The following is a 23,690-nucleotide window of genomic DNA, read 5'->3' on the forward strand; positions in this document are numbered from 1 at the left end:
GACGGCGACGTCCCCGCCGGCCTCACCCTTGGCGGCGGCACCTCCAGGGGCTGCACCTCCGGCGGTGTCACCCCTGTTGTCGTCACCCCCAACGGCGTCATCCCAAACCGCCTCACGCCCGACCGCGTCACCCCCGACCGCGTCACCCCCGGTGGCGCTGACCTCGGTGGCGCTGCCCCCAGGGGCGCCGACCCCAACGGCACCGCCTCCGTAGGCGTACCCCCCGCCGGCGCCGTCTCCGTGAACGCACCCCCCGTCCGCGCCACCCTCTCCATACGCGTCGCCCGCCGCCTCCGCCCCGGCCAGCACCAGCGTCAGCGCGCTCCGGAAGTGGTGTTCGGCGGCCGTCGTGTCGCCCTCCGCCAGCGCCGACTCGCCGTCGACGCAGGCCTGTTCGGCCCGGGTCAGGTCCGTACACGCGATCCGCGCAGTCACAGTCAGCCCCCGATCCGCGGCGGCCGGACCGCCGCGTCCTCCGGCCGGCGGGTCAGCCGGCGGCCTCGTCAAGGACCGAACGCCAGCGACCCTGGGCGCGGTCGTAGTGCAGCGGCCCGACCGCGAACTCCGTCAGGTCCAGCGCGGTGAGCGTCTCGTACGCCTCGGCGGGAAGATCGGGCTCCAGGACGACGTCGAGCCCGGTGACCGCGTCCCGCAGCACCATCGGCCGCGCCTCGCGGGCGTCGCCCAGGGCGTCAGAGGTGCCGGGGGCGGGTGACGCGGGACGCGCCGTCCGCCGTACGACACCCTTGAACGCCTCGTACGCGTCCTTGACCGCCTCGGCGCCGAGGCCGCTGAGGAACGCCTGGAGGGGCAGCGACGCCAGGACGAGCCACGGGATGTCGGCGGCCCCGCGATGGTCGAGGGTGCGCCGCACCCGGGCCGGAGGGACGCCGAGCCGGTCGAACGCGGCGACCAGCTCCTGGCGCAGGTCGTCGGGGACCTCACGGTCCAGGAGCAGCTCCGCTCGCGGCGGCGCATCAGTCATGGAGGTGATTCCTTCCGGGGGCGTGGACGGCAGCCTAGAGGCGTGAGCCGTCCGCACGCGGCGAAACCGATGATTCAGTAAGCCCCGCCCCCGGGGCGTTCCCGCCGCACGCCATCGCCACCCCCCACCCCCTCACACCTCCGCGCGCCCCCAACACGCCCCCCGGCGCCCCCGATTCACGCGATGGTGCGATCATCTGCCCTCACGCGGATGTCGGCCAGAGAGCTCGGGTAGGGCGGGGGCCATGACGCAGCCGTTCGAACTGCCGCACTTCTACATGCCGTACACCGCACGGCTCAACCCCCACCTGGAGGAGGCGCGCGCGCACTCCACGGAGTGGGCGCGAGAGATGGGCATGCTGGAAGGTTCCGGCATCTGGGAGCAGAGCGACCTCGACGCGCACGACTACGGCCTGTTGTGCGCCTACACCCACCCGGAGTGCGACGGGCCCGCACTCTCGCTGATCACCGACTGGTACGTGTGGGTCTTCTTCTTCGACGACCACTTCCTGGACATGTACAAACGCACCCAGGACCGCACGGCCGGCAAGGCCCACCTGGACCGGCTGCCCCTCTTCATGCCGATGGACCTGTCGATCCCGGTGCCCGAGCCGAAGAACCCCGTCGAGGCGGGCCTGGCCGACCTGTGGGCGCGCACGGTGCCCGCGATGTCCAAGGACTGGCGCCGCCGCTTCGCGGAATCGACGGAACACCTCCTGAACGAGTCGATGTGGGAGCTTTCCAACATCAACGAAGGGCGCGTCGCCAACCCCGTCGAGTACATCGAGATGCGCCGCAAGGTGGGCGGCGCCCCCTGGTCGGCGGGCCTCATCGAGTACGCGACCGCCGAAGTGCCCGCCGCGGTCGCCCGGTCGAGGCCGCTGCGTGTGCTCATGGAGACCTTCAGCGACGGCGTCCACCTGCGGAACGACCTCTTCTCGTACCAGCGGGAGGTCCAGGACGAGGGCGAGCTCAGCAACGGAGTGCTGGTCCTGGAGACCTTCTTCGACTGCACCACCCAGGAAGCCGCCGACATCGTCAACGACATCCTCACCTCACGGCTGCACCAGTTCGAGCACACGGCCGTCACCGAAGTGCCCGCCCTCGCCCTGGAGAAGGGCCTCACCCCGCCCGAACTCGCCGCGGTCGCCGCCTACACGCGCGGACTCCAGGACTGGCAGTCGGGCGGCCACGAATGGCACCTGCGCTCCAGCCGGTACATGAACGAGGGTGCGCTCGACGGCGCACGGCTCACCGGTCGCACCGGACCGACCGCGCTCACCGGACCGACCGCACTTACCCGTCCCACCGGCCTCGGGACCTCGGCCACCGACGTGGGCGCACTGCTCGCGGCCGCCGGGGCGGAACGGCTTCGGTCCTTCACCCACGTTCCCTTCCAGAAGGTGGGCCCCTCCCAAGTGCCCGACCTCTACATGCCGTTCCCGCTGCGGCTCAACCCCGGCCTGGCCACCGCGCGGCAGCGGCTCACGGGGTGGGCGCACGCGACGGGCATCCTGGCGGAGGGCGTCTGGGACGAGGACAAGCTCGACGCGTACGACCTGCCGCTGTGCGCCGCGGGGCTCGACCCCGACGGCTCACCGGAGGCCCTCGACCTCAGCTCGCAGTGGCTGGCCTGGGGCACCTACGGAGACGACTACTACCCCCTGGTCTTCGGCCACCGCCGCGACCTCGCCGCCGCCAAGCTCTGCACGGAGCGCCTCACCGCCTGCATGCCCCTCGCGGGCGACCCCGCGCCGGCGCCCGCGAACGCCATGGAGCGCGGCCTCGCCGACCTGTGGCGGCGCACGACCCGCGACATGAACGGCGCGCAGCGCAAGGGGCTGCGGGACGCCGTGGGAGTGATGACCGAGAGCTGGGTGTGGGAGGTCTTCAACCAGCTGTACGACCGCATCCCCGACCCCGTCGACTACCTGGAGATGCGCCGCGCCACCTTCGGCTCCGAGCTCACCATGAACCTGTGCCGCATGGGCCACGGCCCGTCCGTGCCGCCGGAGATCTACCGGAGCGGCCCCGTCCGCTCCCTGGAGAACGCCGCCATGGACTACGCCATGTTGGTGAACGACATCTTCTCGTACCAGAAGGAGATCGAGTACGAGGGTGAGATCCACAACGGCATCCTGGTCGTGCAGAACTTCTTCGGCTGCGACTACCCGACCGCGCTGCGCGTCGTCCACGATCTGACGACCCAGCGCATGCGGCAGTTCGAGCACGTCGCCGCGCACGAGTTCCCCGTCCTGTACGACGACTTCGCGCTGTCGCGGACGGCGCGGGCGGCCATGGACGGCTATGTGGCGGATCTGCGGAACTGGCTCGCGGGCATCGTGAACTGGCACCGCGACTGCCGGCGCTACGGCGCGGAGGACCTGGCCAGGCGCGCGCACGGCTTCGTGCCCGACCGGGCGCCGAGCGGTCCCCTTCGAATGGTTTCATCCGGAATGGAGGGTTCTTGGAACTTCACTGGGACGCCGGGAGTCTTCTGAAGTGAAGGCGGCCTTCGAGCGGCCGCGCAACGGGGGATGAACACGGGGGTGTTCCACCATGACCGACATCATCGAGCGCGTCACGGACGACGAGAGCAACACGCACCACGAGCCCATCACGGACCGGCTGACGGGGGACCGTGCACAGACCGAGGCCGAAGCGGCGACCAAGGCGCCCGTCGACGGCGAACTGGCGCCGTTCGTCGCGCCGTTGACCGTCCCGCCGGTCCTGCGGCCCGACTCGGTGGACGTGCGGGAGGAGACCGAGATCGCGCTGCGGCCGACCTGGGTTCGCCTGCACCCGCAGCTGCCGCCGACCCTGATGTGGGGGTATGACGGCTCGGTGCCGGGCCCCACCATCGAGGTGCGGCGCGGGCAGCGGATCCGCATCGCCTGGACCAACCGCATTCCGCAGGGCGAGTATCCCGTCACGGCCGTCGAGGTCCCGCGCGCCGACCCGCCGCCCAGCACGCTGCCCGGCCGCGCGGGCGTCGAGCCGAACAAGGACGTGGCGGCGCTGCCCGCCTGGTCGGTGACGCACCTGCACGGCGCCCAGACGGGCGGCGGCAACGACGGCTGGGCGGACAACGCCGTGGGTTACGGCGACGCCCAGCTCTCCGAATATCCGAACGACCACCAGGCGGTCCAGTGGTGGTACCACGACCACGCCATGAACATCACCCGGTGGAACGTCATGGCGGGCCTGTACGGCACCTATCTCGTCCGGGACGACGAGGAGGACGCGCTCCAACTCCCGCGCGGAGAGCGGGAGATCCCCCTCCTCATCGCCGACAGGAACCTCGACACGGACGAGGGCGACAACCGGCTGAACGGCCGCCTCCTGCACAAGACCACCATCGTCGACCCGAAGAACGCGGAGACGGGCAAGCCGGTCTCCCTGCCCTTCACCGGCCCGTACACCACGGTCAACGGCCGCATCTGGCCCTACGCGGACGTGGAAGCGGCCTGGTACCGCTTCCGCCTGGTCAACGCGTCGAACGCCCGTATCTACGACCTGGTCCTGATAGACGAGGACGACAACCCCGTGCAGGGCGTCCTCCACCAGATCGGCAGCGACGGCGGGCTCCTGCCGCGCCCCGTGCCGGTCGACTTCGAAGGGGCGCTGCCCACGCTCACCGTCGCGCCGGCCGAGCGCATGGACCTCCTCGTCGACTTCAGGGGACTGGCCGGACAGCGGCTGCGCCTGGTCAACAAGGGGCGCGGCCAGGCGCCCGGCGTGCCCGACGTGGCGAACGACGTGCGCTATCCGCAGGTCATGGAGTTCCGCGTCGGCGAGTGCGCGGAGCCGGACACCTTCGAGCTGCCGGAGGTCCTCTCGGGCTCGTTCCGCCCGCTCACGCACGACATCCAGCACGGCCACCGGCTGATCGTGCTGACCCCGCCCGCCACCAAGGGCGGCGGCGGCCACCCCGAGATCTGGGAGATGGTCGAGGTCAAGGAGCCGGGCGACATCCAGGTCCCGACCGAGGGGATCATCCAGGTGCGCGGCGAGGACGGCAAGGTCAAGACGTACCGCCGCATCGCCCGCACGTTCAACGACGGCCTCGGCATCACCATCGCCGAGGGCAGCCACGAGCAGTGGAGCTTCCTGAACCTCGCCGCGAACCCGCCGGTGCTCCACCCGATGCACATACACCTGGCGGACTTCCAGCTCCTCGGCCGTGACACGTACGACGTCTCGGGCTTCGACGTCACCATCGGCGGCACCCGCACCCCGGTCGCCGCCGACCCGGCGCGGCCGATCCCCCTGGCGCCGAACGAGCGCGGCTGGAAGGACGTCTTCCGGGTCCCCGGCGGGCAGATGCTGCGCGTCATGGGCAAGTTCGACGGGGCGTACGGCCGGTTCATGTACCACTGCCACTTCCTGGAGCACGAGGACATGGGCATGATGCGGCCCTTCGTCGTCATGCCGAAGGAGGCCCTGAAGTTCGACCACGGCACCGGTCACGGCGGCGGCCACGGAGGCCACTCCGGCTAGGCGGGCACCCCCGCGTGCCGGACGGCGGCTCGCGCCAGCGCTCGCACGATCGGGTGCGGCCGCGAGCCGTCGCCGCCGAGTTCCGGCTGGAAGAGGGTGATGAGGAAGAAGGGGTGGCCGGGGAGTTCGGCGATCCGGGGCCGGCCCTCCTCGTCCTCGCCCGTGAAGCGCAGCCCGTGCTCGCGGAGCGTGTCGAGGTGGGCCGCGGGGCCGTAGGAGCAGTGGTAGCGCTCGATCGACGTGCGGGCACCGACGACGGACTCGGCGAGCGAGCCGGGGGCGATCGTCACCGTGCCCTCGTGGCCGACCAGTGAGCAGGCGAGCGGGGCGATGAGGAAGTCGTCCGCCTCGGGGTCGTTCTCGGCGTGCGCGACGCCGGTCAGGCCGCACACGTTCCGCGCGTATTCGAGGAGCGCGTGCTGGAAGCCGCCGCAGGTGCCGAGGAAGGGGATGCCGCTCTCGCGCGCCGTGCGGATCGCGGTGAGCGCGCCCGCCTCGCTGCGGTAGGGGCTGCCCGGCAGCACCCACACCGCGTCGAAGCCGCGCACGGCGTCCGGGTCCTCGGCGTCCTCGGTCGGTATCCAGTACGGGTCGAGCGCGAGGCGGTCCGTGGCCGCGAGGGAGTCAAGGAGGAGCGGGACCCGGGTGTGGGCGGTGACATGGGGCGAGCGGTCACCGACGAGCGCGATGCGGGCGGCCCGGGACGCGGGGACGCCGAGAGCTGAGGCGTACGTTGCTGTGGTCATGCCCAGCATCCTGGGCGCGCCCCGCACCCCACGTCCAACGACGAAATCTGCACGCGCCATAAGCGTTACTGATGCCTTCGCACGAGGTGCCCTGCACGATCCTTGGGGCATGGATCCGCACCTCCTGCGCACCTACGTGACAGTGGCCCGGCTCGCCTCGTTCTCCGAGGCGGCCCGTTTGCTCGGCTATACGCAGTCCGCCGTCTCCCAGCACATCGCCGCCCTGGAGCAGGACCTCGGCGCGGCCCTGTTGACCCGCCGCCCGGTGGCCCCCACCCCGGCGGGCGCCCGCCTCCTGGAGCACGCCGACCCGCTGCTGCTGCGGCTGGACGCGGCCCGCGCCGAGGTGGTCCGCATGGCGGCCGCCCCCGAGCAGGGTCTGGCGCTCGCGGCCACGTCGACCGCGCTGACCCGGCGTACCGTGCGGGCCCTGCCCCTCGCGGGGGTCACCCTGTCCGTACTGCCCCGCGAAGAGATACCCGCGGCCGTCGCGACCGGCGCCGCCGACCTCGGCCTCGTCGACGGGCTTGCCGCCCCGAACGACCCCCTGCGCCTCCCGGACGTGGCGCCACTGACCGCGCGCGGCATCGCCCAGGAGCCCGTCGCCGTGCTGCTCCCCGAGGGACATCCGCTGGCCCACCGCGCCGGGCTGCGCCTCGCCGACCTCGTCGACGCCCGCTGGCTCGACGCCCCCGGCACCGGCCTGCCGCTGGCCCGGCTCCGCGACGCCTGCGGCACGTCGGGCTTCCGGCCCGCGCTGCGTTACGACGGCACGGACCTGCGCACCCTCGCCGAGCTGGTCGCCGCGGGCCACGGCCTCGCCCTGCTGCCGCGGCCGGTGGCCGACGAGGCGCCGGGCACGGTCGCCGTGCCGCTGACGGCGCCCCGTGTCGTCCACCGCACGGAGCTGCTCCACGCGGGCACCCTGCGCGGGCCCGCGGCGGCACTGGCCGCCCAACTGACCGCCCAGCCGATCGGGGCCGCGCCGGACATCACTCGTTCGTGAGGCGTCACCATGGGGGCGCGCCGGGTAGAGCTGTGGCCGGAGGCGAGCCATGGATCAGACCACGTTGCGGCCCAAGCCGATGCCGGGCCGGCACCCCGGCCCCAGCCAGGGCCCCGCCCCGGCACCCGGGAGGCGCTTCGGGAAACTGTCCCGGCCCGGGAACAGCCACCGGCCGCACGCCGCGAGGCGCCGCGGCGGGCGTCTGACGGCCCTGCTGTTCGGGCCGCTGTGCGCGGCGGTCCTGGTGCTCACGGGCATCGGCCTCGGCACGGTGGGCGCCACCGTCGTCGGCATGAGCAAGCTCGCGGAGCTGCGGAGCGAGAGCGGAAAGACGCCACCCGGGTCGACGCCACCCGGGCCCGCCGCTCCCGGCGCCAGTGCCGGCCCCGGCGCCGGGGCCGCCCCCGGTTCGGCCGCCGCCTCCGCGAAGCTCCCCGTCTCCCCGCAGCACATCACCCGCCCGCCCGCCACCCTCGGCATCGAGGCCGTCGACGCCCTGCGCGGCCCCGGCGCCCTGCTGGTCGGCGTCCACATCCCGGGACCCGGCCACACGGCCGGGCTGGTGCGCGGCGACACCTTGCTGGCGTTCGGCAGGACCCGTATCGACTCGGCGGCCGGGCTCGCCGCGGTCGTCGGCGCCGCACACCCCGGCAGGCAGGTCACCTTGACGGTGCGCCACGCGGGCGGCGGCCGGCAGGTCCTGTCGGTCAGGCCGGGCGTCGTGACGTGAGCCGCGGTGGGACGAGCCCGGAGCCCGTGGGGAAGACATGTGCCCGAACCGGGCCCCGGGTTCGCGGTCGTGCGCCGCCGGGGGCAGGATTCCTGACGTAGACAACAGGAGGTCCTCATGAGCAGCGCGCCCGCGCCCTTCACCGCCGACGACTACCGAGCACGCATGGACCGCGCCGCCGCGGCGGCCGCGGCCGCGGGCCTCGCGGGCGTCCTCGTCGCCCCGGGCCCCGATCTCGTGTGGCTCACCGGCTACCGCCCGACCGCGGCCACCGAACGCCTGACGCTCCTCGTGCTCGCCGCCGGACAGGACCCCGTCCTCGTCGTGCCGACGCTGGAGGCCCCCGACGCCGCACGGGCCGCGGGCGCGCCCGCCCTCACCCTGCGCGACTGGACCGACGGCAAGGACCCGTACGCCGTCACCGCGCCCCTCCTGGACGTGTCGGGCCGCTTCGGCGTGAGCGACAACGCCTGGGCGATGCACCTCCTCGGCTTCCAGCAGGCGCTGCCCGGCACGTCCTACGTCTCGCTCACCCAGGCGCTCCCGATGCTCCGCGCCGTCAAGGACGCCGCGGAGCTGGAGCGCCTCGCGGCGGCGGGCGCGGCGGCCGACGCGGCGTACGAGGAGATCCAGAAGGTGCCCTTCGCGGGCCGCAGGGAGACGGACGTCGCCGCCGACCTGGCGGAGCTGCTGCGGCGGTTCGGCCACTCCCAGGTGGACTTCACCGTCGTCGGCTCGGGCCCCAACGGCGCCAACCCCCACCACGAGGCGGGCGACCGCGTCATCGAACACGGCGACATGGTCGTCCTCGACTTCGGCGGCCTGCTGGACGGCTACGGCTCCGACACCTCCCGCACGGTCCACGTCGGCGAGCCCACCCCCGAGGAGCAGCGCGTCCACGACGTGGTGCGCGAGGCGCAGGCGGCGGGCTGCGCGGCGGTGCGGCCCGGCGCCGCCTGCCAGGACATCGACCGCGCGGCCCGCGACGTGATCACCGAGTTCGGCTACGGCGAGTACTTCATCCACCGCACGGGACACGGCATCGGCGTCACCACCCACGAACCGCCCTACATGATCGAGGGCGAGGAGCAGCCGCTGGTGCCGGGGATGTGCTTCTCCGTAGAGCCCGGAATCTATCTGCCGGGCCGCTTCGGAGTCCGTATCGAGGACATCGTGACGGTCACCGAGGAGGGCGGGCGGCGGCTGAACGCCACCGCCCGCGAGATGGCGATCGTCAACTGAGGGACGCCAGCCGAGGGCTGTCAGCCGAAGTCCGTGCGGGGGCCCGTGCGCGGCTCGCGGCCCGGGTAGTACGCGAGGACGTCGTACGGATGGGGCAGCGGCCGCGCGCTCGCCGTCGTGAGCCGCTCGTGCTGATCGGGCGTCAACTCCCAGCCCACGCAGCCGAGGTTGTCGGCCAGCTGCTCCACGGACCGCGCCCCGACGATCGGCGCGGTCACCCCGGGCTGCTGGAGGAGCCAGCACAGCGCCACCTGGGCCGGAGTGCGCCCGGCCTCCTCGGCGACCTCGAGGACGGCGTCGACGACCCGCCAGGTCTCCTCGGTGGCGCGCTCCTTCCAGGACGCCGCTCCCCGTGTGCCCTCGGGCGGTGCCGCCATGCCGCGCCGGAACTTCCCCGAGAGCCAGCCGCCGTGCAGCGGGCTGTACGGGATGACACCGACGCCCTCCGCCGCGCTGAGGGGCAGCAGCTCCCACTCGACCTCGCGCCCGAGGAGGTTGTAGAAGGGCTGGAGACAGGAGTACGGCTCCCAGCCGTGCGCCCGCGCCACGTCGAGGGCCTTCTGAAGCTGCGCCCCGGAGTGGTTGCTCGCTCCCAGGTAGCGGACCTTGCCCGCCTTCACGAGGGTGTCCAGGGTGGAGAGGGTCTCCTCGACGGGCGTCGTCGCGTCCCAGACGTGGGTCTGGTAGAGGTCGATGTAGTCGGTGCCGAGGCGCCGCAGGCTCGCGTCGACCGCCGACAGGATGTGCTTGCGGCTCAGCCCGCCGGCGTTCGGCGCGTCGCTCATCGTCGCGAACACCTTGGTGGCGACGACGAGTTCGTCCCTGCGGCGGCCCTTGAGCCAGCGGCCGAGGATCTCCTCCGACACCCCGCGCCCGTACATGTCGGCCGTGTCGATGAACGTGCCGCCGGCCTCCACGAACGCGTCCAGCATGCGGTGCGACGTCGCCTCGTCCGCGGCGCTGCCGAACATCATCGTGCCCAGGCACACCTCGCTGACGCGCAGCCCGGTCCGGCCCAGAAAACGTTGCTTCATGGTTCGCCTCCCCTGGTGAGGCCCCCCAAGATAGGCGAGGCGCCGCACGCCGGGGCGACCGCGCGGCGCGTCACGCGGTGGCCAGGATCACGCACGACTCGGCGGGCAGCCGCACCATCCCGTCCGGCCCCGGCGCCTCGACCGGCTCCCACGCGGTGACCACGCGCGCGTGGCGCCCGTCCAGCGGCACGACGACGGGCTCCGCGCCGAGGTTCACGGCGATCCGCAGATCACCGCGGCGGAACGCGAACCAGTGGGCCTCCTCGTCGTACGCGACCCGCACCGCAGCCAGATCGGGGTCGGTCAGATCGCCCCGGGAGCGCCGCAGGGCGATCAGCTCCCGGTGCCAGGCGAGCAGCCGGGCGTGGTCGCCCTGCGCGGGCTCCGACCAGTCGAGACAGGACCGGTCGCGGGTCCCGTGGTCCTGCGGGTCCGGGATGTCCTCCGCGGCCCAGCCGTGCGCCGCGAACTCCCGGCGCCTGCCCCGGCGCACGGCCTCGGCGAGCTCGGGGTCCGTGTGGTCGGTGAAGAACTGCCAGGGCGTCGTGGCGCCCCACTCCTCGCCCATGAACAGCATCGGGGTGAACGGGCTCGTCAGGGTGATCGCGGCCGCGCAGGCGAGCAGGCCGGGGGAGAGGGAGGCCGAGAGGCGGTCCCCCTGCGCGCGGTTGCCGATCTGGTCGTGGGTCTGCGCGTACGCCAGGAAGCGGTACGCGGGCGTCCGCGTGCGGTCCACGGGGCGGCCGTGGGCGCGGCCACGGAACGTCGAGTACGTGCCGTCGTGGAAGAACCCGCGCGTCAGCGTCTTGCCGAGCGCGGCCAGCGGGGCCCGCGCGAAGTCTTCGTAGTAGCCCTGCGCCTCACCGGTGAGCGCGGTGTGCAGCGCGTGATGGAAGTCGTCGTTCCACTGCGCGTGCAGGCCGAGGCCGCCGCTCGCGCGTGGGGTGACGACACGCGGATCGTTCAGGTCGGACTCGGCGATCAGGGACAGCGGCCTGCCGAGCTCGGCGGCCAGGGAGTCGACGGCCGCGGAGAGCTCCTCCAGGAAGTGGCACGCGCGCGTGTCCCGCAGCGCGTGCACGGCGTCGAGCCGCAGCCCGTCGATCCGGTAGTCGCGCAGCCAGGCGAGGGCGCTGCCGATCAGATACGCGCGCACCTCGTCCGAGCCGGGCGCGTCCAGGTTGACCGCGGCGCCCCAGGGAGTCTGGTGCGTCTCCGTGAAGTAGGGCCCGAACGCGGGCAGGTAGTTGCCGGACGGGCCGAGGTGGTTGTGGACGACGTCGAGGACGACGCCGAGGCCGTGCGCGTGCGCCGCGTCGACGAACCGTTTCAGCGCCTCCGGGCCGCCGTACGGCTCGTGGACCGCCCACAGCGACACGCCCTCGTACCCCCAGCCGTGCCGCCCGGGGAAGGGGCAGAGCGGCATGAGCTCCACGTGGGTGACGCCGAGCCCCGCCAGGTGCTCCAGCCGGCCCGCCGCCGCGTCCAGCGTGCCCTCGGGAGTGTACGTCCCGACGTGCAGCTCGTAGAGGACGGCGTCCCGCACGCCGCGCCCCGCCCAGGGCGTGCGCCACGCGTACCGGTCGTGGTCGACGACGGCGCTCGGTCCGTCCGGTCCGTCCGGCTGGCGCCGCGAGCGCGGGTCGGGCAGGACAGGGCCCCCGTCCACTGAGAAGCCGTACCGCGTGCCGTCGTCGGCCGCCGCCTGTGCCGTCCACCACCCCTCGCGGTCCGCGTCGCGCTCCATCGCGCGCGTGGTGCCCGCACACTCCAGTACGACCCGCTCGGCCTCCGGCGCCCACACTTCGAACCTCACCGACGGTTCTCCCTCGTCCGCTGTCCGTCACACCGTGCGTCCCATGGTGCGTCAGAAGCCGTCGCGCCGTGGGAGGAAGCGGTCGATCGGTCCTCGGTCCGCCCGTTCTGGACACCTGGGGCGCGGGTGCCCGACAATTGCCCGGTGACATCCTCTTTCGAGTTCTCCACGTACCCGGCGCCCCCCGCGCGGGTGACGGACGCCGAGCGCGACCGGGCGCTGGACGCACTCAAGGAGGGCGCGGCCGTCGGCAGGCTCTCGCACGACACGTTCCTGCGGCGCATGGAGCTCGTGCTCGCCGCCCGCAGGCCCGACGAACTGGCCGCACTCACCGACGACCTGCGGACCGAGGGCCGCTGGTCGCGCATGGTGCTCGGCGGCGTGGAAGCCGTCTCCGGGTTCACGATGAAGCTGCGCAGGGCCTGGGAGGCCGAGCGTCTGCCGAAGCTGCTGCTGCCGTCACCCGACAGCCACCACCCGCTGCGGATCGGCCGCGACCCGGCCAACGGCCTGCGGCTCAGCCACGACACGGTCTCCCGGGTCCACGCCGAGCTCCGGTGGCAGGGCGGCATGTGGGTGCTGCGCGACCTCGGCTCGACCAACGGCACCTCGGTGAACGGACGCAGGGTGACCGGGGCGGCCATCGTCCGGGACGGCGACTCGGTGAGCTTCGGCCGGATGGCGTTCCGGCTCGCGGTGAACTGACGGTTCGCGGTGCACTGAAGGCTCACGGTGAACTGACGGCTCACCCACGTCACCCGCACGGTCGTACGCGGGCTGCGGTGGCCGCCCCGCGGTGGTGCCCTGGAGACACCCGCGCGGCCGCTCGCCGCGCCGACGCACAGGGGGAGCCCCGAGGTGCGCTGCCTCCGCGTCCCACCGGACGTCCCGCCGCCGCCCGGTCTCCTGTCGCCCGCGGTCGCGCGTGACCCGTACCCCGTGTTCCGCGTGCTGCGGGAGAGATATCCGCTGGCCCGCGACGAGTTCATGGGCGCGTGGCTGGTGAGCCGGTACGCGGACGTGTGCGCGGCCCTCGCGCGGGACGAGCTCGTCGCGCTGCCGCCGGGGCGGACCCTCGCGCACATGGAGGGCGCCACGCACCACGCGCACCGCGCCTTGGTCGAACCGGCGCTGCGCGGGCGCGCCGTCGCCGCCCTGGCCGCGGGCGCCTCGCGCACCGCCCACGTACTGGCCCGCCGGATCGCCGCACGCCCGGAGACCGACCTCGTCACCGAGTTCTGCCGGTGGCTCCCGACCGCCGCGGTCGTGGCCGCGCTGGGCCTGCCTCCCGAGGACACCGCACGCGTCCAGCGGTGGTGCCGGGACGGCCTCGGCCACCTCGGCGGCGGCCACCACGAACTGGACGCCCGGCTCCGCCCCCACCTGGCGCGGCGCCGGTCCAGGCCCGGCGACGACCTGCTCTCCGTGCTCTGCGCCGCCGAGGTCGACGGGCGGCCCCTCTCGGACGGAACCGTGGCCGGTCTCGTCGGCTCGCTCCTCGGCGGCGGAGGCGAGGCGACCGCCCTCGCGCTCGCCTCGTTCCTCGCCAACCTCCTCGACGACCCGGCACAGGCGGCCCTGGTCCGTGAGCGGCCCGAGCTGATCCCCGCCGCCTGGGCGGAGTCCCTGCGCCGCGACCCGCCCGCCCCCGTCGTGCTGCGCCGTGCGGTCCGCCCGGTCGCCGTGGCCGGCACCACGCTGCCCGCCGGAGCCGTCGTGGCGTGCCTGGTCGGCGCCGCCAACCGGGACCCCGCGCGGTTCGCCGACCCCGACCGCTACGACATCCGCCGCGCCGACCCGGGCCGCCTCGCGTTCGGCGCGGGCCGCCACGCCTGCCCGGGCGCCGAGCTCGCGGCCCGCACCGCCGGGTACGGCCTGCACGCCCTGCTGGACGCCCTGCCGGGGCTGCGCTGGGCGCCGGGGTTCAGGCCGGAGCCCCGGGGGCTGCTGACGCGCGGCCCGCGGACTCTTCTCGTACGCCCTCGGTGACGCCTTCGGCCACGCCCTCAGTCACGTCCTCGGTGACGCCCGCGTCGGCGATCCGCTCCAGGAGCGCCACCGGCGACACGGCGAAGAGCTCCGCCACGCGCGCGTGGCCCTCGAACTCCCGCTCCGGAGCGAGCAGGTCGGCCCACCGGCCCGCAGGCAGCGCCAGCTCCGTCTCCCGCCAGCCGCCCGCGTCCGCGAGCCGCAGGGAGAGCCGGGTCGCCGCCACCACGACCTCTCCGGAGCGGACGAACGCCAGGCAGTGCGCGGCGCCCGGCCCCTCGGCGGCCAGCGGCTCGTACGTGCCCGTGCCCCCGAACAGCTCCGGCCGCCGCCCGCGCAGCCGCAGCGCCGTCGCGGTGAGGGCCAGCTTCTCCTCCGAGAGGTCCCACCGCTCCCGCTGGGCGTCGAGCCGCTCCAGGACGTGCGGCTGGAAGCGGGCGGGCTGCCGGTTGTCCGGGTCGACCAGGGCGCGGTACTCGCCCTCGGTGCCCTGGTAGAGGTCGGGCACCCCGGGCATCGTCAGATGCAGCAGCGCCGCGCCCAGGACGTTGGCCCGCACGTGGGCGCCGAGGTCGCGCGCGAAGGCCGCCACCGCGTACAGCGGCGGCCCGCACGGGCCCGCCTCCACGAACGCGCCCACCGCCTTCTCGTACGCCTCGTTGGGCTCGGTCCAGCTGGTGTGCAGCCCCGCCTCGCGCACGTGCTTCAGGAGGGCGTTCTGCAACCGCATGTCGTAGGGGAAGCCGAAACCGACCGCCGTCTGCCAGGCGGCCCACGCCAGTTGCGGATCGGGTGCGCAGGTGCCGCCCACGCGCGAGGTCTGCTCGGTGACCTCGACGAGCAGGTCGGCCCACCGGCCCGGACACTGCGTCAGGACGGAGATGCCGGCCCGGACGTCGGCGCTCCGCTTGGTGTCGTGGGTCGTCAGGACGGTGCCCGAGTAGGGCCAGTCGCGCTGCACGCGCGCGCAGTACGCATGGAACTCCTCCACCGGCACCGCCGGACGCTCGGGCGCCCCGCCCACCTCCGCCGCCGAGAGGAGCGGCGCGTGCCGGTAGAAGGCGGTGTCCTCGACGGCCTTGGCGCGCAGCGCCGACGCGGTCTGCGCGAACCGCGCCCGGAACTCCTCCACGGCCGACAGGACCCCGGGAGCAGGGCCCTGCTCCGCCGAGTGCCCCTCGCCCGCCCGCAGCCGCCCCAGCGCCAGGTCCCGCACGACGTCGACCGTCCGGCCCTCCTCGGGCACGCTGAAGGCCGCCCTGGCCTCCTCGGCGGCGCGGGTGGTGAGCACCGTCTCGGGCGCGTCGCCCCCGGAGGCGTACGGCCGGTAGACGGGCAGCCGCACCAGCAGTTCCCGCAGCGCGGTGCGCAGCATCCACGGCGCGTGGTCGCGCAGCGCGGGGACGGCCGCGCAGATGGCGCCCGCCGCGCGCGTGAGCCGGTCGACCTCGGCCGCCAGCTCGCGTGTGACGACCTTGTACGCGGCTCTGCGCACCGTCGCGTCCCAGTCGCCGCCCCGGTCGGCGGGCGGCGCGGCGAAGCGGCGGTACTGGCCGAGGAGTTCGCCGGCGCCCGCCGGGTCGGTGAGGACGCCGTCGACGTGCCGCAGCGCGTCGTAGCCGGTGGTGCCCGCCACCGGCCAGGCGGCGGGCAGGCGCTCGCCGTCGGCGAGGATCTTCTCGACGACCGTCCAGCGCCCGCCCGTCGCCTCGTGCAGCCTCTGGAGGTACGCCCCCGGGTCGGCGAGACCGTCCGGGTGGTCGATCCGCAGGCCTTCGACGACGCCCTCGTGGAGCAGCTGGAGGATCTTCCCGTGCGTCGCGTCGAACACGTCCGGGTCCTCGACGCGCACGCCGATGAGGTCGGAGATGGTGAAGAAGCGCCGGTAGTTGAGCTCCGTGCGGGCGAGCCGCCACCAGGACAGGCGGTACCACTGCGCGTCCAGGAGCTCCGGCAGCGGCAGCTCCTCGGTGCCCTCCCTGATGGGGAACGCGTGTTCGTGATAGCGCAGCACGGCGCCGTCGACCCGCAACTGCCCGAGCTCGTCGCCGAGCCGGCCGCCGAGGAAGGGCAGCAGGACGCGCCCGCCGCCCGCGTCCCAGTCGATGTCGAACCAGCGCGCGTACGGCGACCCCGGGCCCTCCCGCAGCACCTCCCACAGCGCGTGGTTGTGGCGCGGGACCGCCGCCATGTGGTTCGGCACGATGTCCACGACCAGGCCGAGCCCGGACTGCCGGACGGTGCGGGACAGGGACCGCAGCCCCTCCTCGCCGCCCAGCTCGTCCCGCACGCGCGCGTGGTCCACCACGTCGTAGCCGTGCGTCGAACCGGGGACCGCCTCAAGGACCGGTGACAGGTGCAGATGCGAGACACCGAGCGAGGCCAGATGGGGGACGGCCGCCTCGGCGGCCGCGAAGGGGAAGTCCGGCTGAAGCTGGAGCCGGTAGGTGGCGGTGGGCGGCGGTGGTACCGCGGAGCCTGGGCGCTCCGGTGTCATGCGCGTCATGCGAACGTACGTACCCGGTCTGAAGGCTTTCGTGTCATCGACTCATGCGTGTCCGCCCTACGCCGTCGTTAGCGTCGGACGATGGCTCAGAACACACGGGACGCGTACCGCACGGTGATCCGGATGACGGGGGCGGCGCTCCCCGTCGTCTCGTTCCTCGGCAGGCTCCCCGTGGCGATGATCCAGTTCGGCAGCGTGCTGCTGGTGACGGAGACCAGTGGGTCGCTGGCCACCGGCGGGATCGTCGCCTGCGCGCTCGCGCTCGGCCAGGTGTCCCTGGGGCCGTTCGTCGGGCGGCTCGCGGACCGGCACGGCCAGCGCGCCGTGGTGCTCGTCCTCTCGCTCGTCAACGCCGTGGCGATCGCCGCGTACACCCTCGGCGCACTCGCGGACCTGCCGACGCCGGGCCTCGTCGCACTCGGCGCCCTGGCGGGCGCCACGATCCCGGGGATCGGCCCGCTGGCCAGGGCCCGCGTCGTCCCGCTGGTGCGCGCCAAGGGCGGCGACGACCGGCTGGCGAGCACCGTGCTGTCCCTGGAGAGCACCATGGACGAGCTCTCCTTCGTGCTCGGCCCCGCCTTCGTGGGCCTCGCCGCCGTGGCGGGCCACCCGGCGTACGCCTTCGGGGCCGCCGCCCTGCTGGTCGCCGTCTGCGGCACGGCCTTCGCGCTGCATCCCACGGGACGTACCCCCAAGGCGGCCGGGGGACCGGCACGCGCGCGTGGCGAGCGCCCGCCGCTGCCGCGCTCCGTGTACGTGGTGCGGGTCGGGCTCCTCTTCCTCGGCGTGCTGCTCGGCGCCTGCGGCGCGGGGATCACCGCGCTCACCGAGGAGCTGGGCCGGCCGGGGCAGGCCGGGCTCGTGTACGCGGCGATGGGCGTGATGAGCGCCGTGGTGGGGCTCTCCATGGCCGCGCTGCCCGAGCGGTTCGGGCTGATCGCCCGGTGGCGCGTGGCGACGGCGGCCGCGGCGCTCCTGTCGCTGCCCCTGGTGTGGACCGACAGTCTGACGGGGCTCTACGTAGTGGTCACTTTCTTCGGCGCGATCTATGCCCCGAACCTCATCACGGGCTTCGCGCTCACCGAGCGCGCCGTGCCGCCGCAGCGGCTCGCCGAGGGCATGACCTTCGCGGCGAGCGCCTTCGTCGGCGGCCAGGCGGTGACGCTCGCGGTGGCCGGGCGGCTCGCGGAGTCGCACGGCGCGGGGGCCGCGTTCACCCTCGGCAGCGCGGCCGCCGCGGCGGCGTTCGTGACCGCCCTGATCGCCCGCCACGACCCGCCCCGCCACGACCCCCACCCCACCGATCCGTCACTCCACGCTCAGAAGACGCCCCGCACCACCGCCGTCACGCCGGACGCTGCAACACCGTGAGGCTCCGGTCGGCCAGCGTGACCCGGTCCCCGGCCCGCACCTTCGGCCCCGGCTCCGGCGGCACCCCGTCCTCGTGCGCCGTGTCGATCACGAGCTGCCACTGACGGCCGTGGTTGACCGGCACCACGAACTCGATCGGCCCGGGGGACGCGTTGAACATCAGCAGGAACGAGTCGTCGGAGATCCGCTCGCCGCGCGGCCCCGGCTCCGAGATGGCGTTGCCGTTCAGGAAGACGGTCAGCGCCCTGGCGTGCGAGGCCTCCCAGTCCTGCTCCTGCATCTCCTCGCCCTCCGGGGTGAACCAGGCGATGTCCGACAGTTCGTCGTGCGTGCCCTGGACCGGCCGGCCGTGGAAGAACCGGCGCCTGCGGAAGACCGGGTGGTCGCGCCGGAGCATCGCCATCGTGCGGGTGAAGGCGAGCAGCGAGTTCTCGCCGTCCGGCCAGTGCACCCACGCCACTTCGTTGTCCTGGCAGTACGCGTTGTTGTTGCCGCCCTGCGTGCGCGCGAACTCGTCGCCGTGGCTGAGCATCGGCACGCCCTGGGAGAGCATCAGGGTGGCGGTGAAGTTCCGCATCTGCCGGGCGCGCAGCGCAAGCACGTCCGGGTCGTCCGTCTCGCCCTCGGCGCCGCAGTTCCAGGAGCGGTTGTGGCTCTCGCCGTCCTGGTTGTCCTCGCCGTTGGCGTGGTTGTGCTTCTCGTTGTACGAGACGAGGTCGTGCAGGGTGAAGCCGTCGTGGCAGGTGGTGAAGTTGATGGAGGCGAGCGGGCGCCGGCCGTCGTCCTGGTAGAGGTCGGACGAGCCGGTGAGCCGGGATGCGAATTCCGCGAGGGTGCGCTGCTCGCCGCGCCACAGGTCGCGCACCGTGTCGCGGTACATGCCGTTCCACTCGGTCCACAGGGGCGGGAAGTTGCCCACCTGATAGCCGCCCTCGCCGACGTCCCAGGGCTCGGCGATCAGCTTGACCTGGCTGACCACCGGGTCCTGCTGCACGAGGTCGAAGAAGGACGAGAGCCGGTCCACCTCGTGGAACTGGCGCGCGAGCGTCGCCGCGAGATCGAAGCGGAACCCGTCCACGTGCATGTCCTGGACCCAGTGCCGCAGCGAATCCATGATCATCTGGAGGACGTGCGGCGACCGCATCAGGAGGGAGTTGCCGGTCCCCGTGGTGTCCATGTAGTAGCGGGGATCGTCCGTGAGGCGGTAGTACGAGGCGTTGTCGAGCCCCTTGTACGAGAGCGTCGGGCCCAGGTGGTTGCCCTCGGCCGTGTGGTTGTAGACGACGTCGAGGATCACCTCGATGCCCGCCTCGTGCAGCGCCTTCACGGCCTGCTTGAACTCCAACACCTGCTCGCCGCGGTCGCCCCAGGAGGCGTACGCGTTGTGCGGGGCGAAGAAGCCGATGGTGTTGTAGCCCCAGTAGTTGTTCAGGCCCATGTCCACCAGACGGTGGTCGTTCACGAACTGGTGGACCGGCATCAGCTCCAGGGCGGTGACGCCGAGACCGGTGAGGTGCTCGATGACCGCCGGGTGCCCGAGCGCCGCGTACGACCCCCTCAGCTCCTCCGGAAGGTCCGGGTGCAGCATCGTCAGGCCCTTCACATGGGCCTCGTAGAGCACCGTCTCGTGGTACGGCGTGCGCGGCGGGCGGTCGTCGCCCCAGTCGAAGTACGGGTTCACCACGACCGACGTCATCATGTGCGGCGCCGAGTCGAGGTCGTTGCGCTCGTCCGGTTCGTCGAAGTGGTAGCCGTACACCTCCTCGCCCCACTCGACGCGCCCGCTCACCGCGCGCGCGTAGGGGTCGAGCAGCAGCTTCGCGGAGTTGCAGCGGTGCCCCTGCTCCGGTGCGTAGGGTCCGTGCGCCCGGAAGCCGTACCGCTGGCCCGGCATGACGCCGGGCAGGTACGCGTGGCGCACGAACGCGTCGGTCTCGCGCAGCTCGACGGCTGTCTCCGAGCCGTCGTCGTGCAGAAGGCACAGCTCCACGCGCTCTGCGGCCTCGGAGAAGACCGCGAAATTCGTGCCGGCTCCGTCGTACGTGGCACCTAAGGGATACGCCTGCCCAGGCCAGACCTGCATGAATACGACTCTTCCACTCACGCCCCCGCTGGAGGGGGCCACTTCGGCCACAGTCGCCCGGAAAGTGGGGCAACCACCCAGGAGTTGTACCCGTCTAACCGTCTGACCACATACTCGGTTTGCCCACGAATGGGGCGCCAGGGGAGTAGGGGGAGTAGTGCGAGAGATAGTCAGACGCCACCTCGGGAAGGTGGTGGCGGGAGCGGCGGTCGCGGCGACCGCCACCGCCGTGCTGGTGGGCGTCAACATGCCGGGCGCGGAGGCGGGTGGGTCGGGGGACCGCCAGGCCAACGCGGCAGCGGCGAAGCAGGACGCCATCGCCAAGGACGGCGTGGTGGAGGCCGCGCCCGAGGAGGGCGCGAAGGGCATCGGCAGCGACCCGCTGACCGACGAGGAGATGGAGCGCGCCGAGAAGGCGTCGGTCTCCGGCCGGCTGCGCTCCAGCGCCCGGGACGTCGAGGGGGACCGCGGCCCGCAGCTGCTGTCCACCAACCTCAGCGAGCCGGACCCGGCCGACACCGGCACCGCGCCGCGCCGCGCCGAGGTCGTCTACTACGACTACAAGAACGACACCGTCATCACCAAGACGGTCAACGTGGAGAACGGCAAGGTCGAAGAGACGACCACCACGCGGAACGTCCAGCCGCCGCCCAGCCAGGAAGAGCTCGCCGAGGGCGCCCGGCTGCTCATCGCCGACCAGCTCGGCAAGGGCCTGAAGAAGGACTTCAAGCACGCCACGGGCAAGGCCCTGACCGGCCCGCAGCAGCTGGAGCTGAGCGGCATGGTCTTCCGCAAGGAGACCGTCAAGCGCGTGCCGTCCGACCTCACCGAGTGCGGCAAGCACCGGTGCCTCCAGGTCGTCACCAAGGTCAAGAACGGTCCGTGGATCGACACCCGGGCCCTCGTCGTCGACCTGAGCACCCGCACCGTGGGCCGCCTCGGCTGACCCCGGCCGCCCGCGCACGACACCACACACCAACTTCTCCTCGTACGAGGGAGTTCACTCCACCATGCACGTCAACAGACTTTCGCGCGCCCGCAAGGGGGCCACGACGGCCCTCGCGGTCTCCGCGCTCCTCGGCGGCGCCGTCACCGTCGCCGCCCCCGCGTCGGCGGCCCCGGCCAAGGCCCCCGCCGTCGCGGCCGACTGCAGCGACGCCTACAAGATCGAGCAGACCGTCGACGGCGGCACGACCTGGCGCATGTGCTGGCACTACAACTCGCTCTCCGGCCTGATCCTCGACAAGATCAGCTACCAGCCGAAGGGCGAGCCCAAGCCGATCCCCGTCCTGACCAGCGCCCGCCTCGCCCAGGTGCACGTCCCCTACGACGACGGCCAGGCCGAGTACGACGACGTCACCGGCACCGACTTCGGCCAGGCCCTCCAGAACCTGAACGCCGGGGAATGCCCCGGCGGCACCATCAAGACCGTCAAGGTCCCGAACCGCGGCAACGTGAAGGGCCTGTGCACCACCACGCGCGCGCGTGGGCACGCGTACCGCCTCAACGACGACGCGAGCACCGGCGGCAACGGCAAGGTCTACTCCGCCCAGGGCAAGGACCTGCTCGTCTACACCGTGAACAAGGCCTCCTGGTACGAGTACATAACCGAGTGGCGGTTCTCCTCGGACGGCACCATCACGTCCAACGTGGGCGCCACCGGCAGCCTCTCGCCGTACGACTACGACGGCGGCGACGACCGCGGCTGGCCCATCGGCAAGGGCCAGCAGGCCAAGGCCGAGAGCCACGCCCACAACGTCTTCTGGCGGCTCAACTTCGGCCTGGACGGCTCCCCGAAGGCCAAGGTCGAGCAGTACGACTCCAAGGTCACCCCGCCCACCGGTGACGGCAGCCCCACCACGAAGACCACCCGCACCGAGGTCACCAAGGAGCTGGCGGGCGACCGCAAGGACATGCGCTGGTGGCGCGTGGTCAGCGGGGCCGGCAAGAACAAGGACGGCCACCCGCGGTCGTACGAGTTCGTGCCCGGTCCCAGCAGCAAGCACGCCGGCCGGCCCTTCACCAAGCACGACGTGTACTTCACCCAGTACAAGAAGTGCGAGCAGTACGCGAGCAACAACCCGGGCTGCCCCAACGGCACCCCGGACAGCGTCGACAAGTGGGTCAACGGCCAGACCATGGACCACCCGATCTCCTGGGTGCACATCGGCTACCACCACATCGCGCGTGACGAGGACCAGCAGCCCATGCCGGTCCACTGGCAGGGCTTCTCGCTGGCCGCACGCGACGTCACCGCTATGAGCCCGCTCACTCCGCAGGATCTGGCGAACCAGAACGGCCAGCCCCCGCTGGGCGGTTGATGAACCACCCTGCCCATCGGGCTGCACCTCCTGCCGCTCCCGGAGTACCCTTCCTTGATCGTTGACCGGGGGAGTGTCCGGGAGCGGAAGGCGGTGCGCGGGTGAGCTCGGGTGGTCGGGGGCTGCCCCCTGGTGACGAGGGTCACGAGGGGAGCTCCGCGGACGTACCCGCTGGAGCGGTGTCGCTGGCCCGGCCGATGGAGATGGGATCCCAGATCGGACCCGAACTGGACTGGGACGCCGACGCCTGGCGCGAGGTCCGTACGCGTGCCCAGCGCGCCGGGCGGGCCTACATCTGGCTGAATCTGGTGGAGCAGCGGCTGCGCGCGGTCGTGGCCGCTGTTCTGCGTCCCGTCTACGAACCCGTCCACGCCGACGACTGGGTCGTCGCCGCGGCGGGCCCCGCCGGGCAGGAGTGGGTGCAGCGGGCCGTCGCCGTGCGCGAGGTGAGCCGCCGCAAGGGATACCTGCTGGACCCGGCCGACGACAACGTCCTCAGCTTCCTCACGCTGCCGCAGCTGCGTGAGCTGATGGTGCAGCACTGGCCCTGCTTCGAGCCGTACTTCGACGACCGCCGTGACGTCGAGCTCGCCCTCGACGAGCTGGAGGTCACCCGGAACGTCGTCTCCCGCAACCGTGCCCTCTCCGAGGCGGTCCTCGCCCAGGCGGAGCGCGCCTCGGCCAGGCTCCTGGACATGCTCGGCTCGGGCACCGACACGCCCTCCGCGCGCCGCCTGCCCGTCGACGCCGTCGAGGACCTGGTCGGCGACCGGTACGCGGACGTGGTGGGCGTGTACGGGGACCGGGTGCGGCTCCTGCGGCAGTTCCCCGCCGAGGACATCTTCGGCGGCGCCCGCCGCCTCGACGCGATCGGCATCGGCCTCAACCTCCTCGTGCAGAACTTCTCCGGGCGCCGCTTGGTCCGGCTCGCCGAGTCGGGCTGCCGGGTGCGGCTGCTCTTCCTCAACCCGGCGAGCAGCTCGGTCAAGCGCCGGGAGCGTGAACTGGGGATAAAGAAGGGCGAGTTGAGCCGTTCCGTCGAGATGAACATCCTGCACATGCGCCGGGTCAGGGCGCGCCTGCGGGATCCGGGCGCCTTCGAGATCCAGGTCTTCGACGAGACGCCCCGGTTCACCGCGTACCTGGTCGACGGGGACGGCGCGGACGGCATCGCCGTCGTCCAGTCGTATCTGCGCAGGACCCGCGGGATGGAGGCGCCGGTCCTGGTGCTGCGGGGCGGCAGCCGGGTGGTGAAGTCGGGCGATCCGGGCGAGAGCGGGCTTTTCACTACATACCGCGAGGAGTTCGAGCTGGCCTGGGCGGACTCGCGGCCGGTGTCCTGACCGCCGGGGCAGCCGCCCG

The 23,690-nt window shown here is 73.0% G+C and carries 17 protein-coding genes; 11 read left to right on the forward strand and 6 right to left on the reverse strand.

What is annotated here, in order from left to right:
- Positions 1 to 487: 487 nt before the first annotated feature.
- Positions 488 to 985, reverse strand: a complete 498-nt coding sequence (locus tag ACZ4Z4_RS10605; protein WP_468325049.1) for a hypothetical protein — start codon at positions 983 to 985, stop codon at positions 488 to 490.
- A gap of 244 nt (positions 986 to 1,229) precedes the next feature.
- Between ACZ4Z4_RS10605 and cyc2 the strand changes: the two genes are divergently transcribed.
- Positions 1,230 to 3,485 carry a germacradienol/geosmin synthase Cyc2 gene (cyc2, locus tag ACZ4Z4_RS10610; protein WP_468325050.1) on the forward strand — a complete coding sequence of 752 codons (2,256 nt, stop codon included), beginning with the start codon at positions 1,230 to 1,232 and terminating at the stop codon, positions 3,483 to 3,485.
- Positions 3,486 to 3,543: 58 nt separating this feature from the next.
- Complete coding sequence (phsA, locus tag ACZ4Z4_RS10615; protein ID WP_468325053.1) at positions 3,544 to 5,484, forward strand: O-aminophenol oxidase PhsA; 1,941 nt, start codon at positions 3,544 to 3,546, stop codon at positions 5,482 to 5,484.
- On the opposite strand, the gene ACZ4Z4_RS10620 is transcribed toward phsA, so the two are convergent.
- Positions 5,481 to 6,230 carry a CTP synthase C-terminal region-related (seleno)protein gene (locus tag ACZ4Z4_RS10620; RefSeq protein WP_468325056.1) on the reverse strand — a complete coding sequence of 250 codons (750 nt, stop codon included), beginning with the start codon at positions 6,228 to 6,230 and terminating at the stop codon, positions 5,481 to 5,483. The two genes, phsA and ACZ4Z4_RS10620, sit on opposite strands and share 4 nt — an antisense overlap.
- A gap of 109 nt (positions 6,231 to 6,339) precedes the next feature.
- On the opposite strand from ACZ4Z4_RS10620, the gene ACZ4Z4_RS10625 reads away from it, so the two are divergent.
- From ACZ4Z4_RS10625 to ACZ4Z4_RS10635, 3 genes are all read left to right on the forward strand, one after another.
- Positions 6,340 to 7,236: a LysR family transcriptional regulator gene (locus tag ACZ4Z4_RS10625; RefSeq protein ID WP_468325058.1), complete on the forward strand. Its 897-nt coding sequence runs from the start codon at positions 6,340 to 6,342 to the stop codon at positions 7,234 to 7,236.
- A gap of 49 nt (positions 7,237 to 7,285) precedes the next feature.
- Positions 7,286 to 7,966: a PDZ domain-containing protein gene (locus tag ACZ4Z4_RS10630; protein WP_468325060.1), complete on the forward strand. Its 681-nt coding sequence runs from the start codon at positions 7,286 to 7,288 to the stop codon at positions 7,964 to 7,966.
- Positions 7,967 to 8,083: 117 nt separating this feature from the next.
- Positions 8,084 to 9,208, forward strand: a complete 1,125-nt coding sequence (locus tag ACZ4Z4_RS10635) for a M24 family metallopeptidase (protein ID WP_468325062.1) — start codon at positions 8,084 to 8,086, stop codon at positions 9,206 to 9,208.
- Positions 9,209 to 9,228: 20 nt separating this feature from the next.
- On the opposite strand, the gene ACZ4Z4_RS10640 is transcribed toward ACZ4Z4_RS10635, so the two are convergent.
- Together ACZ4Z4_RS10640 and treZ are read right to left on the reverse strand one after the other, a co-directional pair.
- On the reverse strand, positions 9,229 to 10,242 hold the full coding sequence (locus tag ACZ4Z4_RS10640) for an aldo/keto reductase (protein WP_468325064.1): 1,014 nt from the start codon (positions 10,240 to 10,242) through the stop codon (positions 9,229 to 9,231).
- Between the two features lie 70 nt (positions 10,243 to 10,312).
- A complete protein-coding gene (gene treZ / locus ACZ4Z4_RS10645) occupies positions 10,313 to 12,058 on the reverse strand; it encodes a malto-oligosyltrehalose trehalohydrolase (protein WP_468325065.1) in 1,746 nt (581 codons plus the stop codon).
- Positions 12,059 to 12,202: 144 nt separating this feature from the next.
- Here treZ and ACZ4Z4_RS10650 point away from each other — a divergent pair, with 144 nt between their 5' ends.
- Positions 12,203 to 12,763, forward strand: coding sequence for an FHA domain-containing protein (locus ACZ4Z4_RS10650; protein WP_468325068.1), 561 nt, complete (start codon positions 12,203 to 12,205; stop codon positions 12,761 to 12,763).
- Between the two features lie 153 nt (positions 12,764 to 12,916).
- Positions 12,917 to 14,047 carry a cytochrome P450 gene (locus tag ACZ4Z4_RS10655; RefSeq protein WP_468325070.1) on the forward strand — a complete coding sequence of 377 codons (1,131 nt, stop codon included), beginning with the start codon at positions 12,917 to 12,919 and terminating at the stop codon, positions 14,045 to 14,047.
- Here the strand turns inward: ACZ4Z4_RS10655 and treY are convergent.
- A complete protein-coding gene (treY, locus tag ACZ4Z4_RS10660) occupies positions 13,983 to 16,544 on the reverse strand; it encodes a malto-oligosyltrehalose synthase (RefSeq protein WP_468325766.1) in 2,562 nt (853 codons plus the stop codon). The two genes, ACZ4Z4_RS10655 and treY, sit on opposite strands and share 65 nt — an antisense overlap.
- 90 nt (positions 16,545 to 16,634) lie before the next feature.
- Between treY and ACZ4Z4_RS10665 the strand changes: the two genes are divergently transcribed.
- A complete protein-coding gene (locus tag ACZ4Z4_RS10665) occupies positions 16,635 to 17,924 on the forward strand; it encodes an MFS transporter (protein WP_468325072.1) in 1,290 nt (429 codons plus the stop codon).
- On the opposite strand, the gene glgX is transcribed toward ACZ4Z4_RS10665, so the two are convergent.
- Positions 17,899 to 20,007 (reverse strand): glycogen debranching protein GlgX, encoded by a 2,109-nt coding sequence (gene glgX / locus ACZ4Z4_RS10670; RefSeq protein WP_468325075.1) that lies wholly within the window; start codon positions 20,005 to 20,007, stop codon positions 17,899 to 17,901. The genes ACZ4Z4_RS10665 and glgX overlap by 26 nt on opposite strands.
- Positions 20,008 to 20,164: 157 nt before the next feature.
- On the opposite strand from glgX, the gene ACZ4Z4_RS10675 reads away from it, so the two are divergent.
- The 3 genes from ACZ4Z4_RS10675 to ACZ4Z4_RS10685 all read left to right on the forward strand — a co-directional run bounded on the left by ACZ4Z4_RS10675 (position 20,165) and on the right by ACZ4Z4_RS10685 (position 23,671).
- Positions 20,165 to 20,953, forward strand: coding sequence for a Tat pathway signal sequence domain protein (locus ACZ4Z4_RS10675; protein ID WP_468325077.1), 789 nt, complete (start codon positions 20,165 to 20,167; stop codon positions 20,951 to 20,953).
- 64 nt (positions 20,954 to 21,017) lie between these two features.
- On the forward strand, positions 21,018 to 22,328 hold the full coding sequence (locus ACZ4Z4_RS10680; RefSeq protein ID WP_468325080.1) for a copper amine oxidase: 1,311 nt from the start codon (positions 21,018 to 21,020) through the stop codon (positions 22,326 to 22,328).
- Positions 22,329 to 22,429: 101 nt separating this feature from the next.
- Positions 22,430 to 23,671, forward strand: a complete 1,242-nt coding sequence (locus tag ACZ4Z4_RS10685; RefSeq protein ID WP_468325082.1) for an SAV2148 family HEPN domain-containing protein — start codon at positions 22,430 to 22,432, stop codon at positions 23,669 to 23,671.
- Positions 23,672 to 23,690 lie beyond the last annotated feature (19 nt).

The organism is Streptomyces sp. NPDC030245 (genome assembly GCF_055572995.1).

Coding starts and splice junctions, on each gene's coding strand:
- ACZ4Z4_RS10605 (WP_468325049.1), bottom strand. CDS start 985: ATGACTGATGCGCCGCCGCGAGCGGAGCTGCTCCTGGACCGTGAGGTC.
- cyc2 (WP_468325050.1), top strand. CDS start 1,230: ATGACGCAGCCGTTCGAACTGCCGCACTTCTACATGCCGTACACCGCA.
- phsA (WP_468325053.1), top strand. CDS start 3,544: ATGACCGACATCATCGAGCGCGTCACGGACGACGAGAGCAACACGCAC.
- ACZ4Z4_RS10620 (WP_468325056.1), bottom strand. CDS start 6,230: ATGACCACAGCAACGTACGCCTCAGCTCTCGGCGTCCCCGCGTCCCGG.
- ACZ4Z4_RS10625 (WP_468325058.1), top strand. CDS start 6,340: ATGGATCCGCACCTCCTGCGCACCTACGTGACAGTGGCCCGGCTCGCC.
- ACZ4Z4_RS10630 (WP_468325060.1), top strand. CDS start 7,286: ATGGATCAGACCACGTTGCGGCCCAAGCCGATGCCGGGCCGGCACCCC.
- ACZ4Z4_RS10635 (WP_468325062.1), top strand. CDS start 8,084: ATGAGCAGCGCGCCCGCGCCCTTCACCGCCGACGACTACCGAGCACGC.
- ACZ4Z4_RS10640 (WP_468325064.1), bottom strand. CDS start 10,242: ATGAAGCAACGTTTTCTGGGCCGGACCGGGCTGCGCGTCAGCGAGGTG.
- treY (WP_468325766.1), bottom strand. CDS start 16,544: ATGACACCGGAGCGCCCAGGCTCCGCGGTACCACCGCCGCCCACCGCC.
- ACZ4Z4_RS10665 (WP_468325072.1), top strand. CDS start 16,635: ATGGCTCAGAACACACGGGACGCGTACCGCACGGTGATCCGGATGACG.
- glgX (WP_468325075.1), bottom strand. CDS start 20,007: ATGCAGGTCTGGCCTGGGCAGGCGTATCCCTTAGGTGCCACGTACGAC.
- ACZ4Z4_RS10680 (WP_468325080.1), top strand. CDS start 21,018: ATGCACGTCAACAGACTTTCGCGCGCCCGCAAGGGGGCCACGACGGCC.